Annotated in this window: 12 protein-coding genes; 7 read left to right on the forward strand and 5 right to left on the reverse strand. The window is 45.6% G+C overall.

Translation table 11 applies throughout. The annotated features are described in order from the left end of the window. Positions 1 to 65: 65 nt before the first annotated feature. A complete protein-coding gene (locus tag K0O23_RS16740; RefSeq protein ID WP_219878599.1) occupies positions 66 to 1,946 on the forward strand; it encodes a gamma-glutamyltransferase family protein in 1,881 nt (626 codons plus the stop codon). 198 nt (positions 1,947 to 2,144) lie between these two features. Here the strand turns inward: K0O23_RS16740 and K0O23_RS16745 are convergent, their stop codons facing one another. Continuing rightward, a complete protein-coding gene (locus K0O23_RS16745) occupies positions 2,145 to 4,853 on the reverse strand; it encodes a cation-transporting P-type ATPase (RefSeq protein ID WP_219878600.1) in 2,709 nt (902 codons plus the stop codon). 698 nt (positions 4,854 to 5,551) lie between these two features. Here K0O23_RS16745 and K0O23_RS16750 point away from each other — a divergent pair. Next, on the forward strand, positions 5,552 to 6,514 hold the full coding sequence (locus tag K0O23_RS16750) for a hypothetical protein (protein ID WP_219878601.1): 963 nt from the start codon (positions 5,552 to 5,554) through the stop codon (positions 6,512 to 6,514). Between the two features lie 15 nt (positions 6,515 to 6,529). Here the strand turns inward: K0O23_RS16750 and K0O23_RS16755 are convergent, their stop codons facing one another. The 4 genes from K0O23_RS16755 to K0O23_RS16770 form a co-directional block, all read right to left on the reverse strand. Next, positions 6,530 to 7,987, reverse strand: coding sequence for an L-lactate permease (locus K0O23_RS16755; RefSeq protein ID WP_219878602.1), 1,458 nt, complete (start codon positions 7,985 to 7,987; stop codon positions 6,530 to 6,532). A 47-nt stretch (positions 7,988 to 8,034) separates the two neighbouring features. Next, positions 8,035 to 9,027, reverse strand: coding sequence for a 2-hydroxyacid dehydrogenase (locus tag K0O23_RS16760; RefSeq protein WP_219878603.1), 993 nt, complete (start codon positions 9,025 to 9,027; stop codon positions 8,035 to 8,037). A 350-nt stretch (positions 9,028 to 9,377) separates the two neighbouring features. Next, positions 9,378 to 10,595, reverse strand: coding sequence for a CapA family protein (locus K0O23_RS16765; RefSeq protein WP_219878604.1), 1,218 nt, complete (start codon positions 10,593 to 10,595; stop codon positions 9,378 to 9,380). A gap of 95 nt (positions 10,596 to 10,690) precedes the next feature. Beyond that, positions 10,691 to 12,259 (reverse strand): trypsin-like peptidase domain-containing protein, encoded by a 1,569-nt coding sequence (locus K0O23_RS16770; RefSeq protein WP_246597173.1) that lies wholly within the window; start codon positions 12,257 to 12,259, stop codon positions 10,691 to 10,693. A 359-nt stretch (positions 12,260 to 12,618) separates the two neighbouring features. On the opposite strand from K0O23_RS16770, the gene K0O23_RS16775 reads away from it, so the two are divergent. From K0O23_RS16775 to K0O23_RS16795, 5 genes are all read left to right on the forward strand, one after another. Further along, positions 12,619 to 13,374: an SDR family oxidoreductase gene (locus K0O23_RS16775; protein ID WP_219878605.1), complete on the forward strand. Its 756-nt coding sequence runs from the start codon at positions 12,619 to 12,621 to the stop codon at positions 13,372 to 13,374. Between the two features lie 313 nt (positions 13,375 to 13,687). Beyond that, positions 13,688 to 14,269 (forward strand): membrane or secreted protein, encoded by a 582-nt coding sequence (locus tag K0O23_RS16780; RefSeq protein WP_219878606.1) that lies wholly within the window; start codon positions 13,688 to 13,690, stop codon positions 14,267 to 14,269. A gap of 125 nt (positions 14,270 to 14,394) precedes the next feature. Continuing rightward, positions 14,395 to 15,231 carry a restriction endonuclease gene (locus K0O23_RS16785; protein ID WP_246597174.1) on the forward strand — a complete coding sequence of 279 codons (837 nt, stop codon included), beginning with the start codon at positions 14,395 to 14,397 and terminating at the stop codon, positions 15,229 to 15,231. Position 15,232: 1 nt separating this feature from the next. Next, positions 15,233 to 16,744, forward strand: a complete 1,512-nt coding sequence (locus K0O23_RS16790) for a thymidine phosphorylase family protein (protein ID WP_219878607.1) — start codon at positions 15,233 to 15,235, stop codon at positions 16,742 to 16,744. After that, positions 16,741 to 17,640, forward strand: a complete 900-nt coding sequence (locus K0O23_RS16795) for a ribose-phosphate pyrophosphokinase (protein ID WP_219878608.1) — start codon at positions 16,741 to 16,743, stop codon at positions 17,638 to 17,640. The genes K0O23_RS16790 and K0O23_RS16795 overlap by 4 nt, the downstream gene beginning before the upstream one ends. Positions 17,641 to 17,751 lie beyond the last annotated feature (111 nt).

Consider the following 17,751-nt stretch of genomic DNA (forward strand, 5'->3'; position numbering starts at 1 on the left):
CGTAAGAAGTATCTCTTTGAATTACTTATTGATTCTATAATTATCCTTGTATAAACCCTGTTAATATGAAGCACATCCTAACACTAGTTATACTTTTAACCACTACAGTTTCAGCCTGGGCCCAGCAGACACAAAAGCCGGTAATCCATGGCAAGAATTGGGTGGCCATTACCGGTAAGCCGTTGGCAGCCACAGCCGGTGCCATGACCTTTCAGAAAGGTGGTAATGCTGTTGATGCAGCCTGTACCATGCTGGCTGCTACCTGTACTATGTGGGACGTTCTAAGCTGGGGAGGTGAAACTCAGGCATTAATCTACAATCCTAAAACCAAGAAAGTAATTGCTATCAACGGAATGGGTGTAGCACCAACTGGTGCAACGGCTAAGTTCTTTAAAAGCCAGGGCTACAACTTCCCGCCACAGTATGGTCCATTGGCGGCTACCACTCCCGGTACACCTGGCGCACTTATGCATATGCTGGCAAACTATGGCACACTCAGCCTGGAGCAGGTACTGGCACCGGCCATGGAAATGGCAGCCGGCTATCCCATGGAAGCTCAAACAGCCAACAGCATCGAAAAGAATAAGGACCTTATAAAGCAATGGCCTTACAGCAAAAAAGTGTTTCTCACACACCCCGGAGAAGAAAGAGAAGCACCAGAGGCAGGTGAAATTTTTGTACAGAAAGACCTGCTACAGACGCTTACCAAACTGGTGGAAGCTGAAAGAGAAGCCCTCAAAAAAGGTAAAAGCCGGAAAGATGCCATTATGGCGGCTTACGATCGTTTTTACAAGGGTGATATAGCAGAAGAGTTTGTTAGAGGCTCCAAAGAGCAGGGCGGCCTGATAACGATGCAGGACCTGGCCAACTGGAAGCCACTTGAAGAAGAACCTTTGATGGTAAACTACAAGGGTGTTGATGTTTACAAGTTGCAGCAATGGACGCAAGGCCCTGTTATGCTGCAGACGCTTAATATCCTGGAAAACTTCGACCTGAAAAGTATGGGCTACAACAGCTCAAAGTATATTCATACCCTATACCAGGCCATGAACCTCTCATTCGCTGACCGCGACTTTTACTATGGCGATTCATACTTTGCGCCGCAGGAGCCTATGAAAGGGTTACTAAGTAAAGCATATGCCAAGCAACGTGCAGGCCTTATCAGCTTTGATAAAAATAACCCCGCTATTGGTCCCGGCGATCCTTATCCGTTTGAAGGTAAAAAGAACCCTTACCTGAAACTTCTTAAAAAACGGGGGTTTGAGATGGATACCACCAGGCGCAACTTTGCCCCTACCCACGACATCCGCAATGGCTCCTCTTTAAATGAGTACCAGGAAAACCTGTTGCTGGGAACCACCACCATGGAAGCTGCGGATAAAGAAGGCTGGGTAGTATCTATTACGCCAAGTGGTGGTTGGATACCTGCCACTATAGCCGGAAATACAGGCATAGGCATGAGCCAGCGCATGCAAAGCTTTGTGCTTGATGAAAGTATAAATCCGTTTAATGTAGTGGAGCCTGGTAAAAGACCAAGGGTAACTTTAACACCTTCTATGGCTTTAAAAGATGGTAAACCGTTCTTATCGTTTGCAGTGCAGGGCGGCGATACACAGGATCAGAACCTGCTGCAGTTCTTTTTGAACGTGGTAGAGTTTAACATGAACGTACAGCAGGCAGCAGAAGCGGCTAACTTTAATACAAACCAGCTCTGGCTTTCACTCGGCGGAACGAAAACAGATGACCGCAAACCTAAACCGGGACAAATTTTATTGAACGACAGTACACCGGAAAATGTACGAAACGAGTTGAAGAAAATGGGTTATATCCTGAGTTTTGATGACCGAACCAGCGGCCCTATCAATGCCATCTTTTTTGACTGGAAGCATGGCAGTTTATGGGGTGGCTCTAGTAACCACGGCGAGGATTATGGCATAGGGTGGTAATGTCATACTTCCACACCTGCAGCATTATGACTTTTTAGCAACCGAACAAAAGAATTTTTGACGAAAGACAAAAGACTTTTAAAGTATACATTTAAGATAATAAAGGCCCTGTTTTTGAAAGAACCGAAAACAGGGCTTTAAAATTTTATACTTTCAAAAACTGGTGTTAACCGCTTAAAATCAGGCTTCACCCAAACACTACTTTTTAGTATACTTAAACCGTATTGCCTTCTCAACAGAAACAATTGCAAACAGGATGGCGCCTGCTCCTAGTATTCTTACCCACGAGTTCAGCCCAATCGGACTGGAATGAAACAGCAAATTCATGAATGGAACGTAGATAAACACTGCCTGAAAGAAAAGCATGGCAGCTATCCCAAAGTATATCCATTTGTTAGAGAAATAGCCGATGTCTTGCATAGGCCTTACTAAAGACCTGCAGTTTAACAGGTAAACAGCTTCAAGCAATACGAATACGGTTGTTGCAACTGTTTGCGCTTCTGATACACTTGCTCCCAATACCCTGCGCTCGTAGATGTACAACCCAAAGGCTGCTAAAAGAAGCAATGTGCCAACCAACAGTGTGCGCATAACAAGCGGATACGTTAAGATAGGCTCCTCTGCCGGACGTGGAGGCCTGTCCATAATGCCCGGTTCTTTTGGCTCGAAGGCCAGCATGAGACCGAGCAAAACAGCTGTAGTCATGTTGATCCAAAGAATTTGAACGGGCTGCACTGGTAGTTGCGTTCCAAGGGCAACTGCAGCTAAAATAACCAGCCCCTCTCCCAAGTTGGTTGGCAGCGTCCAGACAATGAATTTTGTCAGGTTATCGAACACACCCCTGCCCTCTTCCACAGCTCCCTCAATGGATGAAAAGTTATCGTCTGTAAGCACCATATCTGCCGCATCCTTGGCTACATCGGTACCCGTTATTCCCATGGCAATTCCGATGTTCGCCTGCTTTAGTGCAGGACCATCATTCACACCGTCGCCGGTCATGGCTACGATCCGGCTCCTGGCCTGCAACGATTTTACCAGTCGCAGTTTCTGATCCGGAGACACCCTGGCAAACACCGCCATTGACTCAGCGATCTCTTCCAGCTCCTTATCGTCATAAGACTGGAGTTCACGCCCTGTAATAGCTACCAGTTTGCCATTTTCGGTTTTGCCTTTGAGGCCAATCTGCCCGGCAATGGTAGATGCCGTAACGGCATGGTCGCCGGTAATCATTTTTACATCAATACCGGCCTGCTGGCAAAGCTTAACTGCTTTAATGGCTTCCTCACGTGGCGGATCGATCATACCCTGTAGCCCTAAGAAAGAAAGCCCCGACCTCACACTTTCATGTTCGATCACGTTCTGGTCTTCCGGGGCATCAGTCATGGCAAAGGCCAGCACCCGCAGCCCTTTTCCCCCCATTTGGTTTACCTGATCAGATATTCTCTCCTTATCAATCGGCTCTTGTTCACCGTCAGCATTTAGCATGTGGGTACAGCGTTCCAGGACAGCCTCCACAGATCCTTTCATGAAAATAACAGGTTGACGAGGAGTATTATGAAGTGTAGCCATGTACTGAAACTCGGATTCAAAAGGTATGCTGTCCAGGCGGGGGTATTCCTGCTCGAGGGCTTCCTCTGTAAAACCTGCTTTGCGTGTCGCAACCACTAAAGCTCCTTCAGTAGGATCGCCCTCAATCTCCCAACGCTCTTCATGCTGCTTCAGGGTACTGTCGTTACAGAGCAGACCGGCTTTCAGACAAAGATCCAGTGCTTTGTTTTTAGCAGGATTATCGCTGCCTTCATTTGCTGTAACCTCTCCTTCGGGGCGGTAACCCAAACCTGATACACCATACGTATTAAGGCCGGCGTATACTTCCTGCACTGTCATCTGATTTTCGGTGAGCGTACCAGTTTTATCAGAGCAAATCACATTCGTGCTGCCCAGCGTTTCGACAGCTACAAGTTTCCTGATTATAGCACGCCTCTTTGCCATTTTAGACACCCCAATGGCGAGCATAATGGTAACAGCAACAGGTAATCCCTCTGGTATTGTACCTACTGCCAGGGCAACGGCAACCATAAACATTTCTGCAGCACTTTCTCCGCGCATTATGCCAACTCCAAATACAACAGCTGCTAATACCAGAATCACCCAAAGAAGTAAATGGCTAAACTTTTTGATCTTTTTAGTAAGGGGAGTTTGCAGCTCTTCGGCCCCAGCTATGGACTTCTGTATTTTACCGACTTCAGTATTATCGCCGGTTCCTACTACAATTCCTCTGCCTTGCCCATACGTTACCAGTGTGGAACTAAACCCGAGACAAAAACGGTCGCCAATTACCACATCTTCAGGTACGGGTTTTGCATCCTTCTCCACTGCTACAGATTCTCCTGTAAGTGCCGATTCGTCTACTTTCAGGTCTCTAAGCTGTACCAGGCGCAGGTCAGCCGGAAACTTATCCCCCGATTGCACCAATACAATATCACCGGGTACCAACTCTCTGGCATCAATGTTCGCCTTTTTACCATCCCTTACAACCTGCGCGCGCAAGGCCATACTTTTAGACAGGGCATCAATGGCTTTTAGTGCTTTAGATTCCTGAATGAAACCGATAACAGCATTAATAAAGACAACGGCAAATATGACCACGGCATCGAGATACTCCCCTAAAAATATAGTAATCACTGTTGCGGCTAACAGAATATAAATAAGGGGCTGATGAAACTGCAGCAGAAAGCGGATAAAGGCGTTTTGTTGTTGCCTGGGAGTTAACTCATTACGTCCATACTTTTCAAGTCTTGCTGCAGCTTCAGCACTACTAAGGCCCTTTTCTGCAGGTACATCCAAAGCTTCCTTTACTTTATCAGTGCTCAGGCTATGCCAGCTCTTATCCTTTATTGTTTGCATGAGTTCAATGTTAGTAGTTTAACTGCCTTAACCGGTAACAGTTATAGATTCGCCGCCCTTAAAACTAGTACGAAGTATAGTCTAAAAGATTTTATAAATAATGCCTTCAATGTAACATGCCGATGATCAAGAAAACATGATATAGGTCAGTTAATCAACCTGTATAAAGAAACCGAAGCTGAGCAAGGCTATACTATAAGAGAGCCTCTGTACTCATGCGGGTATACCTAAAATTTAATGACAGGACTGCAGGAAACATTTAAATTTATGGTAGCGCATTCCTGATTAAGGGCTACATTTTACATCTGCATATATAGTATAAGGAGGTTAAAAATCTTTTACACCACAGAATTGTCATGCAATTCTTAAAACACATGAACTCAATTACTTAAACAAGCGTTGAGAGCAAATAATATCAGGTAAATCATCCAGATATAAAATACTATTCACAAATTATTATATTTTCACATAAGGTTCCGGGCTTTTGTCAATCAACTTATTTGAATAGAATGCGAGTTACAAATAGAGCAAAACTGAGGACTGTACGACAAACCATCTTTATGTTATTATCCCAATTTAGGCAGTACTTTATTCAACTTTATTTTTAAAGTTATTGATCCTAAAAGCCAAAAGTGCATAGCAGGAAATCGCAGACTAAAACTCGCAGTATATTCAAAATAATAGAGTTTAAATATTATATGAGCAAAAGCTTTTTAAGCCTTAGTTATAGCCCAGCAAAGAAATACTTACATACCAGTTGGCTTCGACCTGTAAATAGCCAGGAATATCGGCATGGTATCCGTGTTCTCGGATTATGCATCAGTACGCTGCGTATAAAATATGCCCTTACTGATTTTTCGAAAATAGGTACCCCACCCTTAGAAGACCAGGTATGTACAGCTAACTTTTTAAAGCAGGCCCTGCAAAACACATCTATGGAGCGGTGTGCCAGAATACTTTCTTCTAATAGTTCACAATGGCAGGCATATGAACGGATAATGTCGGAAGCTAAGGAATTGCCGTACGAGACTTGTGGATTCAAAACCATGCAAGCGGCACAATCCTGGTTGTTCAGTGGTGCAGAAAAAGATGAAGTTGCAACAGAGCATCTTTTATTTGTTACCCAGGAAAGCAATGCGAATACGTTAATAAAACAGTTGCAAAAAGGGCCAGCTAGTGTAGTTCCTACAGAAATGAAAGTAGGTAACTTAGCTTCAGCTAAAACAAATGAGATCACAACTATTTCATTCTCAGATTTTCTAAATCTGAATATCGATACTTGTAACAGCGTGCTGACTGTGCGGTGGTTAAGGCCGGTACAAAGCTCGGAATATAGAAACGGGATTCAGAAGGTAGGACATACGCTCATAAACCAAAAGCTGGAAAGGATTCTGATCAATAATCAGCGGTTGGGAGTGCCTCCTTTAGATGACCAAAACTGGCTGACAAAAACCTTAACAGATATTGTATCCGCAAGCCATCTTAAACGGATTGCCATTGTTACATCTAACGACACATTTCAGCAGCTAGCCAATGAATCTGTAGACTGTAAAATAAAAAGCCTGGGTGCATTGTATAAGCCTTATTACTTTTTTTCAGAAGAGGAGGCTTTTGAGTGGCTCACACTGAAAGACGATGCATTTGAACTACAGTCTAAGTAAAAATATAACAGAGCATTATTTACTGGCCAGCAGCAGTAACGTGCCTGCAATACCAATTATTAAAGCAGCTGCCAGTGTAGGTAGCAGGTTGTTTGAAAGTATAGCTTTATAGTTTTTAACGTTGGCTACTGAGCCAGCTGCTATGATGTTAAACAGGCAAACAGCATTGCCAAGCGAAGCTCCTGCAAGCTGAAGTGCCAAAATAGTATTTGAGTTCAAGTTGAGGGAAAGAGCAGCCTCCTGCTGCGTTGCGCCGAATACAAGGTTTGATATAGTGGTGCTACCTGTAATAAATGTGCCTGTGACACCTATAAAAGGGGCAAACAAAGGATAAGCTTGCCCCAGCGAACCAAGCATCTCCGCTATATAGCGTACCATAGACGGTTGCTCTACACCAGAGAAAATCATTAGCTGCGCAATGACTACGGAAGGGAAAAGCACAATAAATACATTTACCATTTTACTAAGCGGCTCACTCAGGTACAATGATCCTGCTTTTTTAAAGTAGGCAACTCCAACCCCCACCACAACAAAAGGTATGAACGGAGATTGCAAGGGCTTAATACCACCCCCTATTCCAGAATCAAACATGTTTTCGAATCTTAATTCCCAGGCAATCCATTGTTTTAGCGGCCAGAACAGTTTAGGCAAGAGGAGTAATAGGGCCAGTACCGCATAAGGCAGCCATGGCCATAGGTTTATAGCAGCACTACCCTTTTGCCGCAAGTATAAAACAGAAAGCCCCAGCATGGCCAGCGCAGAAAAAACAGTGGCAAGCTCAGGGGCAAACCAGGCCATGGCACAAAACGGAAGGATGATAAATGTATAAAGTACTGCAACCTGTCTTTTGTATACCATTGGCGCATGCTGCCTGTTTACCATCCTAAATACAAGCCATAATACCAGCAACCCGGTTATACTTATCATTAAAGCAGCTATGATTCCAATAGCCTGTACCTCTGCAGCCGAAAGGTTAAGGGGCAATTGCAGGCCAATAAGTATGGGAGTGCCCACCGCACCAAACAAAGCAAACAAGCCATCAAAAAGCAGCACCACTGATACCGATAAAACTGCATCGAAACCAAGCGCAATAAGTAGGAGCGGCACTATGGCCCCAGGCGTTCCAAAACCAGCCACACCCTCGAAAAAAGCAGTCAGGCCCAGGGCCAGCACAAAAAAACGAATTTCTTTGGAAGGGTGAAGTTTATTAAGTGAGTCGGTTATTTGCTCCACCATGCCCATATGCGACATAATGCTGTAAAGGAAAACAGCTCCGAGCACGATCAGCAGAATATTGACGGTAGTTAATAGCGCCACCCCCATTGCTCCCAGGTAATGTCCTATATCTGCTCCCCAGAAAAAAAACAGAACAGATGTTACTGCCCAACTTACCATCACGGCAGGCTTTACTCCCTTTGTTAAAGAAACTACTACGAGTAAAATTATAGGCAGCAGCGAGAGCAGGTAAATCATAAGGCCAGATTAACGGATTTAATAACTATACTTAGCTGTTAAATACCCTATGGCAGCACCTCATTTACAAGCACTTTCCCTTGTTCTAAGTCAGTTATGTTTTGTAGGGATATCTGGGCTATACTTTGCAAGGCATTGGTAGTAAAAAAAGCCTGATGGCCTGTTATCAGCACATTATTGAAGGACAGCAAACGCATGAATACGTCATCCTGAATCACCTTATTGGACAAGTCCTCGAAAAACAGGTCTCCTTCTTCTTCGTACACGTCAAGCCCCAGGTAACTTATCTTTTCGGTTTTAAGCCCTTTAATTACAGCCTTGGTATCGATAATGGCGCCCCGGCTGGTATTGATCAGCATTACTCCATCCTTCATTTTAGCAATGGATTCATCATTGATCAGGTGGTAGGTTTGCGGTGTAAGCGGGCAATGCAGTGATATGATATCAGCTTGACGGTAGAGGCTATCCAGGTCAATCAACACCACGCCGATCTGCTCTGCTTCCTCAATTTCAGTGATATCGTAGCCAAGCACTTTGCAACCGAAGCCTTTCAGAATGCGTGCTGTTACCAGGCCTATCTTACCTAACCCTATCAAACCAACTGTTCTGCCATGCAGGTCAAAACCCATAAGGCCGCTGAGTGCAAAATTACCTTCCCTGACGCGGTTATAAGCCCGATGGGTTTTACGGTTTAAGGTAAGTATAAGTGCCAAGGTGTGCTCAGCCACAGCATAAGGAGAATAAGCTGGCACACGCGCTACTTTAATCCCCTTTTCTTGGGCGGCAGTAAGATCTACGTTGTTGTAGCCGGCGCACCGTAAGGCTACAATTTTCACACCTGCATCAGTTAAAATCTGCAATACCTTTGCATTAACCGTATCGTTTACGAAAACGCATACGGCATCCTGCTCTTTTGCCAGCACAGCGGTGCTCTCGTTTAGCGGCACTTCCAAAAACTTGAGGTGATGCCTATGCTGCTTATTGGCATCCTTAAAGAAATGAATATCGTATGGTTTGGCGCTGAAGAATATAACATTCATACTTCCGGGTTTTAAAGCTGGCAAGTGCCTGCAGTACAAAATATATCACATGGCAATACAGGCTTTATCTCTCCTTATCCCACCATATCATGCTATACTTTACCCTACATAAGTTAATAGGTTACAATTACCTTTTCACTTGTCTATAGTATAACTACAGGTTGTTTATTCTAATTATAAATCAATAATATTATCAAGCCAACACGTAGTATGATTTGGTAATTTTGGGAAACGGTAAGCTTGTAAGATGTGAAAAATCTAAAATTAAAGCTGCTGATGCTTAATTGTGTTGAAAGCAAAACCATTCAATCAATACACCGGCTTAAACTCCAGCAATGTAACCTAAAGCATTACCAGCTAAGAAAGAATGAACCGTCCTGATTCAGTTTTACACTTGTACCAAGTTTATTGCATTCTCTGTTTAAGGTGCCCTGCAGCCACTTTGTATCTGAAGTTGAGGCATAGTTTAGTTTAAATTTCCGCACCTGCATCGGCACCATCTTAAGAGACTTCAGTTGCCCGGTAACAGGATCAATATTGGGGAAATACATTAGTGTCAGATCACCCCTGTACATCTCATGCCCACCAATCCCTTCATAGTCGTTAATAAAATCACCGGCACCGTACATGATCAGTTTCCCTTTGTATACTTCCATCCCCATCGGATGGTGCGACGAATGCCCATGCACCAAGTCTACGCCTGCTTTATCTATTAACTGGCAGGCAAAGTACTGGTGGCTGGGCGGCACATCATAGCCCCAATTACTTCCCCAATGCACCGTGAACACCACAACATCGCCTTGCTGCTTTATTTCCTTTACCTGCTGCTGCACCATTTTAACAGTTGACTCACCCATGTCTGGCAAAAGGTTTATACCCGGTAAATCGCGTGCTGCAGCCCAGTCAGGAGAAATTCCGCTGTTTTGGGAGCCATAGGCCAGTACAATGATCCTGCCCTGCCTTTTCTTAAAAATAGCAGGCTTTCTGGCTTCGTTTAGATTCAAGCCTGCGCCGGCAAAAGGCACCCCTGCTTCTGATAAGGTCTTTATAGTCTCTGCAAGTCCGGGCCTTCCCCAGTCCAAAGTATGGTTGTTTGCCAGCGAGCAGAAGTCTACGCCGGCAGCAGTTAACACAGGTACATTGGCAGGGTGCATCCTGTATTGCACTACTTTACCGGGCCATGGCGTATTATGGTTAGTTATACTTGTTTCAAGGTTTATGATCTTAAGGCCAGGAGACTCTCTACGCCATACTTCCAGGGCATCTCCCCAGATGTAGTCATAGGAAACCTGTTTTGGAATAGTCCCGTTTTTACGTTCTGCCAGCCTAACATAATCCCGCGCATCCTTTACATACGACTCATGGATTTCAGGATCAACAGAATGCTGCAGCACCTGGTCAATGCCTCTGCCCGTCATCACATCGCCGCACAGAAACAGGGTAAGAGCAGCTGCAGTGTCTTGCGGTACGAAATCATGCGCATTATTTCTCATGGCTTTGATATCAGCTTGTTGGTCAACAGCCAACAAGGCAAAGGTTAAGCTTAGTATGGCAATTTTACTTATCATTTGGCTCTTCAAGAATAAAGTATGCTATACGCCTCATCTCCAGTTAAACTGCTATGCTCAATCTGCCTCTGCCACAACTTTTGTATGCACCTAGCCTAGGCACCCAGCGGAATACTAAACACGAAGCCCGCTCCATCGGGTGTTATGCCTACAATCCGGACCATGTTGTTACGTGTGGCGGCAATGGCTTTTTCCATGTCTGATGTATTGTTTACAGGTATACCATTTATACTTGTAATGATGGTTCCCTCGGGTATCCCTGCCTTAAAGAAGAATCCGTTTCGCTGCACAGCTGTAACATAAACCCCCGACCTGAGGCGGTACTGTTGCTTCATGCGATCTGGTACAGGAGCAAAAGTTGCGCCGAGCCTGGCCTGAAAGCTGTCTTCAGAACGTTCGGCACCAGAAGCTCGCCTAGCTTCTTCTTCCCCTTTTAGCACCACATTTGCACTGCGGGTGCGGCCATCGCGCAGGAAAGTAAGCTGAACCTTATCGCCGGGGTTATACCTGGCAATGCGTTCCGAAAGCTCTGACGAGGAAGTGACGCTAACGCCATCTATCTTTTGTATGATGTCCCCTTCTTTCAGTCCGGCTGCTGCGGCTCCGCTGCCTGACTGTATGCCCGTAACATATACACCCTTCACTGAGGCAGGGTCTACACCAAGTTGCCTGAGCAAATCATCTTCAGCGGCAGGTGCAGGAAAACTTACTCCCAGGTAGCCACGCCTTACTTCGCCATACTTCCTGAAGTCGTTGACTATTTTGCGCATCAGATTTACAGGTATTGCAAATCCATAACCTGCGTAGCTACCTGTTTGTGAAGCAATCGCCGCGTTTATGCCAATAAGCTTTCCATCTGTGTTTACCAGGGCACCACCACTGTTACCACGGTTTATAGCTGCATCCGTTTGAATAAAAGATTCTATTGCAGTATTAAAACCAGGCTGAGACGGGTCGGCGTAATAGTCCTGGCTTTGCCGGTTAAGTATACCTATACTTCTGCCTTTGGCACTGATTATACCCGCCGTTACAGTAGAATTCAGCGAGAAAGGATACCCTACTGCCAATACCCACTCTCCTACCTGCACGCTATCTGAGTTACCCAGCGGCACTACCGGCAAGTCACTTCCTTTTACCTTTACCAGGGCAAGGTCTGTGTCAGGATCTCGTCCTATCAACTTTGCACTGAAGGTTCTCTTATCAGGTAAAACAACTTCAATGGCAGAAGCATTTTCTATGACATGGTTATTTGTGACTACATACCCATCAGGAGAGATAAGTACGCCTGAGCCTGAACCGTGTGCCGGAACAGCCTGGTTGCCATAAAACGGATTGCCTGAAACCACCGCTCGGTCGTACTGGGTATTAATGTGTACTACAGCAGGCGTTACCATGGCAGCTGCTCTAACAAAATCAGGGTTGCCGGCAGAGGAAACAGAGGCTGATGGATTTATATCTGAAAGAAGCGCACGGTTTTCCTCACCGAATAAACTTATACTTTCCCTGTTATCGAAATATCTGTATCCTGCTATCGCCAAAGCAGCCGAAAGCAAAGCGATCAAAATTACCAATCCTGCACTTTTCATGCGTCTGTCTATAGTTAAAGTATTACTTTCCATACCTTTTGCCGTTACATTACTCCCGATGCTCTCCAAAACCAGCATCAACTAAAAGTATGCAACTACTAAAGATGCTGTTCATCAGCTAATTCCTATTAAAGTTTAGTGCTTCTTGGTAAAGAAGGTTACGGAATTTTAATAAGCTATCCATGCCCTGTACTACGCATAAGTCATACTTCAAAAATAAAGTATCAGTTATAACAAATTAATCCTGACTGTTTTACAGCCGGATTGAGAAATACGACGTATTCTTAAACATATAATAATTAGAACTAATCCAATTCACACCCCATTGCTCAACAGCAAAGTATAGCCAATTCCTCACCCTGTCTATTCATAGGCGATCCAAATGCTGTTTTACTCAGATAAATCAGTGAAGGAGGTAACAATCTAAATTTTAAACTATGGAAAAGCAGTTTCAGGGTAAAGTAGCCATTGTAACCGGTGCAAGCTTTGGTATAGGCAGGTCAACAGCGATCCTGTTTGCGGAGCACGGTGCCAAAGTTGCCGTAGTAGACTGGAAAGAAGACGATAAAACTGTAAACAGTATAAAGTCTGCAGGCGGAGAGGCCATTTTCATAAAGTGCGATGTATCAAAAGACAGCGATGTGAAGGCCATGGTAGAGCAAACCATTAAAACCTTTGGCAGACTGGACTATGCCTTCAATAATGCAGGCATTGAGGGAGAATCGGCCCCTACGCATGAGGTTACTGAGGAGAACTTCGACAGGGTAATAGGCATAAATTTGAAAGGCGTATGGCAGTGTATGAAGCACCAGATCCCGCATATGCTCCAACAGGGCAAAGGCGCCATCGTTAACTGCTCTTCCATTGCAGGCGTTATCGGGTTTCCGGGTATACCTATCTATACAGCTTCGAAACATGCTGTAATCGGTATTACAAAAGCTGCGGCCCTGGAGTATGCGCAGCAAGGGATACGGGTGAATGCTGTTTGCCCGGGAGCAATTCAAACAGCCATGATCGACAGGTTTATAGAGAAAAACAAACTCACAAAAGACGCTATGGTTAGTGGAGAGCCTATTGGCAGGTTTGGGGAGCCGGAAGAAATTGCCGAGGCTGCCATCTGGCTCTGTTCAGACGCATCCTCGTTTACTACTGGCCATGCCCTGGTAGTAGATGGCGGCTGGGTAGCGAGGTAATCCTATTTAAATTGGTTAAGAATGAGATTAAACTTTATACGTATGCCATAATTTAACCAACACCACACTTCCATATAATGAAATTCTTAACACAGCTACTAACCCATTATGCCTCATTGCTCCTGCTTATGCTATGTATAGCTTGCAAGGCTCCACCAATTGTACAACAAGTGCCACCACATTTACAAACCACTCCCTCTGAGCATGTTATCAGTCAGGCGGCAAGTATGGAGGGCGCGTGGCGTTTGCTTGCAGCAGATGGAAGTATATAGATGTTTCGGCAGTTAAGATAATCCAGGACGGATACTTTACAGTGGCAGTTTATAACCAGCAAGACAAGAAATTTGTGGGAACTTACGGCGGCACTTTTTCCAGCACCAATGGCCGGCACTTTGCAACGTATGAATTCAATAACTTCGACTCTACTCTGGTAGGTAAATCGGTATCGGGCACGTCTACCATGCAAAATGGTAAATGGCAGACTACCGGCCTTGGCAAAAACGGCACTGCTACTGAAACCTTGGAGAAGATAAACGAGCAAGCTACAGACTCTCCCCTTGCCGGAACCTGGCGCATAACCAGCCGTGAGCGCGACGGGCAGATGAGCACCATGCAGCCCAGCCCGCGCAAAACACTGAAGGTACTTTCTGACACACGTTTTCAATGGATCGCCTTTAACTCCGAGACGGGAGAGTTTTCAGGCACAGGCGGCGGCACGTATACAGCAGATAACGGAAAGTATATAGAGCATATCGAGCTCTTTTCACGTGATGCCAGCAGAGTAGGTATGCAGCTAACATTTAATTATGAAGTAAAGGATGGCAAGTGGCACCACACCGGCCAGAGCAGCACGGGCAATAAAGTTAACGAGGTTTGGGAGCGCATTTCTAAATAACAAAACCTTCTAATTTATAGCGGATTTTTGTTGTAATGCTGCCTGCTAATGCTGAACTTGAGTGAGCAGCATAAACAGGTTTATACTGTTACACCCAAACCCAATCTACCATTATAGCTGAAACTATGGAACAGCTGGTTATAACCAAAGCCTCTGGCGAGCATGTACTTTTCTCGGTTGGCAAACTCAAATTGTCTCTCCGTAAGTCCGGAGCCAGCGATGAGGTGATACAGGAAGTTCTCCGCTTACTGGAGCCTAAACTGTACGAAGGTATCCCCACAAAAAAAATATACAAACATGCATTCGCTATACTTAAAAAACTATCTAAAAGCACTGCTGCCAGGTATAGCTTAAAGCAAGGAGTTATGCAGTTGGGGCCATCCGGTTTCCCTTTCGAGAAATTTGTGGCGGAGCTACTCAATGTACAGGGCTATACTACGGAGATCGGTGTTTTTATAGATGGCCAATGTGTGCGGCACGAAATTGACGTTGTTGCCTCTAAAGACGGAAAGCGCTACATGATTGAATGCAAGTACCATAACCTGCACCACAATAAATCGGATGTAAAGATCCCGATGTACATCCAGTCCAGGTTTAAGGACGTGGAGAAAGTATGGCCTTCTGAACACGAGTTTGAGATACGTTTTCACCAGGGTTGGGTAGTAACCAATACACGTTTTACTGAAGATGCCATACGTTATGCCAGCTGCGCAAACCTGCACCTGGTTGGCTGGGACTTCCCGCATAAAGGCGGTATAAAAGATATGGTGGATTCTTTTGCGCTTTATCCCCTCACCTGCCTTACAACACTCTCCCATACCGAAAAACAGCACCTGCTCGACATGAGGGTGGTACTGTGCAAAGAGCTGCTCCACAACGAAGCACTGCTGCATAAAGCCGGTGTTCGGGATAAGCGGATCCATAGTGTGCTAGACGAAGTTGAGAATCTATGCGGCAGTTGATATGGAGGAAAACAACAGTAACATCATGCGGCTCCGCAGACTGGGAATTGAAACACATACCGAAAAGATCATCTTTATGCGGGCCGACTCCCCGGTTTGCCGCTCAGAGGGTTTTACTGCCAACACACGGGTTTCGGTTAACTATGGCTCGCAAAGTATAATCGCCACGCTAAACGTGATCACATCCGAACTGATCGAGCATGGGGAGGCAGTTTTATCAGAAGAAGCATTTAATAAGCTCGGAGCAACAGAAGGCGATCTGATCACAGTGACGCATATACAGCCTATACTTTCGTTTAGTGAAGTACGGGCAAAAATGTTTGGCAAAAAATTTAACGAGTCTGCCATTCAGCGGATTATTTCGGATGTAACAAAGGGCTTATACTCTAAAATTGAAATAGCCGCCTTTGTAACCGTTTGCTCCGGTGATAACCTGGCGCTTGATGAAGTTATCTATCTTACCAAAGCCATGATAAACTCTGGCTCTACCTTAGAATGGGACGAGCCTATGATTATAGATAAGCACTGCGTGGGAGGTTTGCCGGGAAACAGAACAACGCCCATTATTGTACCCATTATTGCAGCAGCCGGCCTCATTATTCCAAAAACATCATCCAGGGCAATTACTTCTCCTGCCGGTACTGCCGATGCCATCGAAACCATGACACCCGTAAACCTGTCGCTGGAACAGATAAAGGATGTGGTGCGGCAGGAAGGCGGTTGCATGACATGGGGCGGGGCTGTTAAGCTGAGCCCTGTAGACGATGTGATCATTTCGGTAGAGAAAGCGCTTGACGTAGACAGTGCCGGCCAGATGATCGCTTCTGTACTGTCTAAAAAAGCAGCTGCCGGATCAACACATGTGGTGATCGACATTCCCGTTGGTGAAACAGCCAAAGTAAGGTCCAAAGAAGAGGCTTTTTTGCTGGAGTATTATTTAAGGGCTGTGGGGCTATCCATTGGGGTGGGAGTTGAAGTGATGATAACAGATGGTACGCAGCCGGTAGGGCGCGGCATTGGTCCTGCACTGGAGGCGATGGATGTTCTGTCAGTACTGCGCAACGAACCCGATGCCCCCACCGACCTGAAAGACAGGGCTGTGCAGCTTGCCGGCCTTATGCTGGAGGTTGCAGGTGCTGCACCAAAAGGCAGAGGAACTGACCGTGCACTCGGCATATTGGAAAGCGGCCAGGCACTTGACAAATTCTACCGGATATGCGAGGCCCAGGGCGGGTTTAGGGAACCGGTGCCTGCAGCTATACAACACGATGTGCTGGCCATGACCAGTGGTGTGGTACAAGCTATCGATAATCGCAAATTAGCCAAAGTAGGAAAGCTGGCGGGTGCACCAAAATCCGCGGGTGCAGGTATCCATTTCAAGGCCCCAATTGGGAAATATGTTAAGCAAGGAGAACCACTCTTCACGATCTATGCAGCTTCTCAGGGTGAGCTAAGCTATGCCCTCAACTTTTTGCACAGCTCTACTCAAATTGTTCAACTGGCAGCATTATGAGCAGGATACTATTTGCCTTACCCGGAAACGAAGTGCTCACAGCGTCACTTGCAACTATACTTCAGGCCCAAGTTGGAGAGACAGCTATAAGACGATTCCCGGATGGGGAAAGCTATGTACGCATACTTTCGGACGTACACCAGAAACAGGTTATACTTGTCTGCACCCTTCACCAGCCTGATGCCAAGCTACTGCCTTTATACTTTCTTGCCAGAACGGCCCGTGAGCTGGGCGCTGCCAGTGTTTGCCTTGTTGCCCCATACCTTGCTTACATGCGCCAGGATATACAGTTCAATCCGGGAGAGGCGGTTACTTCCAGGTATTTTGCAGACCTCATTTCCGGCACAGCAAATAGTCTGATAACGATAGACCCGCACCTGCACCGCTTCCACCACATGGAGGAACTTTATACTATACCGGCCATGGCGCTGCATGTCGCTCCACCGCTGGCCAACTGGGTTAAAAGTAATATAGAGAAACCTTTGCTCATAGGTCCCGATGAAGAAAGTATGCAATGGGTGAAAGAGGTCGCCACCCTGGCCAATGCGTCGTACTTAATACTTAACAAAACAAGGCAGGGCGACAGAGAAGTACAGGTAACGCAGCCAGAAATGGCGGGATACCCGGATTATACCCCTGTACTTGTAGATGATATTATATCCACGGCACGAACCATGATAGAAACGATACAGCAGTTAAAAAGGCTTAGCTCTATACCGCCTGTGTGCATAGGTGTACACGCTGTTTTCGCGGAAGGAGCCTACGAAGCCCTGCTACAGGCCGGAGCAGCGCAGGTAGTTACCTGCAATACCATTCCACATGTGTCAAACGGGATTAAAGTTGATGAATTGTTGGCTGAGGCGATACAAGCAACCGTTTCGCAACGAAAAGTATAAATACACCAATTTTAAATCAGCATTGCGTAACTAATCAGTGCCCTCGCTCGCCTCTGGCGAGTGTGAGCTATCCCTAGGCATCTGGCCGCCGATAAATATATTCCTGTAGTA

The organism is Pontibacter aydingkolensis (assembly GCF_019443125.1).
GTDB classification, from domain to species: domain Bacteria; phylum Bacteroidota; class Bacteroidia; order Cytophagales; family Hymenobacteraceae; genus Pontibacter; species Pontibacter aydingkolensis.

Coding starts and splice junctions, on each gene's coding strand:
- K0O23_RS16740 (WP_219878599.1), top strand. CDS start 66: ATGAAGCACATCCTAACACTAGTTATACTTTTAACCACTACAGTTTCA.
- K0O23_RS16745 (WP_219878600.1), bottom strand. CDS start 4,853: ATGCAAACAATAAAGGATAAGAGCTGGCATAGCCTGAGCACTGATAAA.
- K0O23_RS16750 (WP_219878601.1), top strand. CDS start 5,552: ATGAGCAAAAGCTTTTTAAGCCTTAGTTATAGCCCAGCAAAGAAATAC.
- K0O23_RS16755 (WP_219878602.1), bottom strand. CDS start 7,987: ATGATTTACCTGCTCTCGCTGCTGCCTATAATTTTACTCGTAGTAGTT.
- K0O23_RS16760 (WP_219878603.1), bottom strand. CDS start 9,027: ATGAATGTTATATTCTTCAGCGCCAAACCATACGATATTCATTTCTTT.
- K0O23_RS16765 (WP_219878604.1), bottom strand. CDS start 10,595: ATGATAAGTAAAATTGCCATACTAAGCTTAACCTTTGCCTTGTTGGCT.
- K0O23_RS16770 (WP_246597173.1), bottom strand. CDS start 12,259: ATGCTGGTTTTGGAGAGCATCGGGAGTAATGTAACGGCAAAAGGTATG.
- K0O23_RS16775 (WP_219878605.1), top strand. CDS start 12,619: ATGGAAAAGCAGTTTCAGGGTAAAGTAGCCATTGTAACCGGTGCAAGC.
- K0O23_RS16785 (WP_246597174.1), top strand. CDS start 14,395: ATGGAACAGCTGGTTATAACCAAAGCCTCTGGCGAGCATGTACTTTTC.
- K0O23_RS16790 (WP_219878607.1), top strand. CDS start 15,233: ATGGAGGAAAACAACAGTAACATCATGCGGCTCCGCAGACTGGGAATT.
- K0O23_RS16795 (WP_219878608.1), top strand. CDS start 16,741: ATGAGCAGGATACTATTTGCCTTACCCGGAAACGAAGTGCTCACAGCG.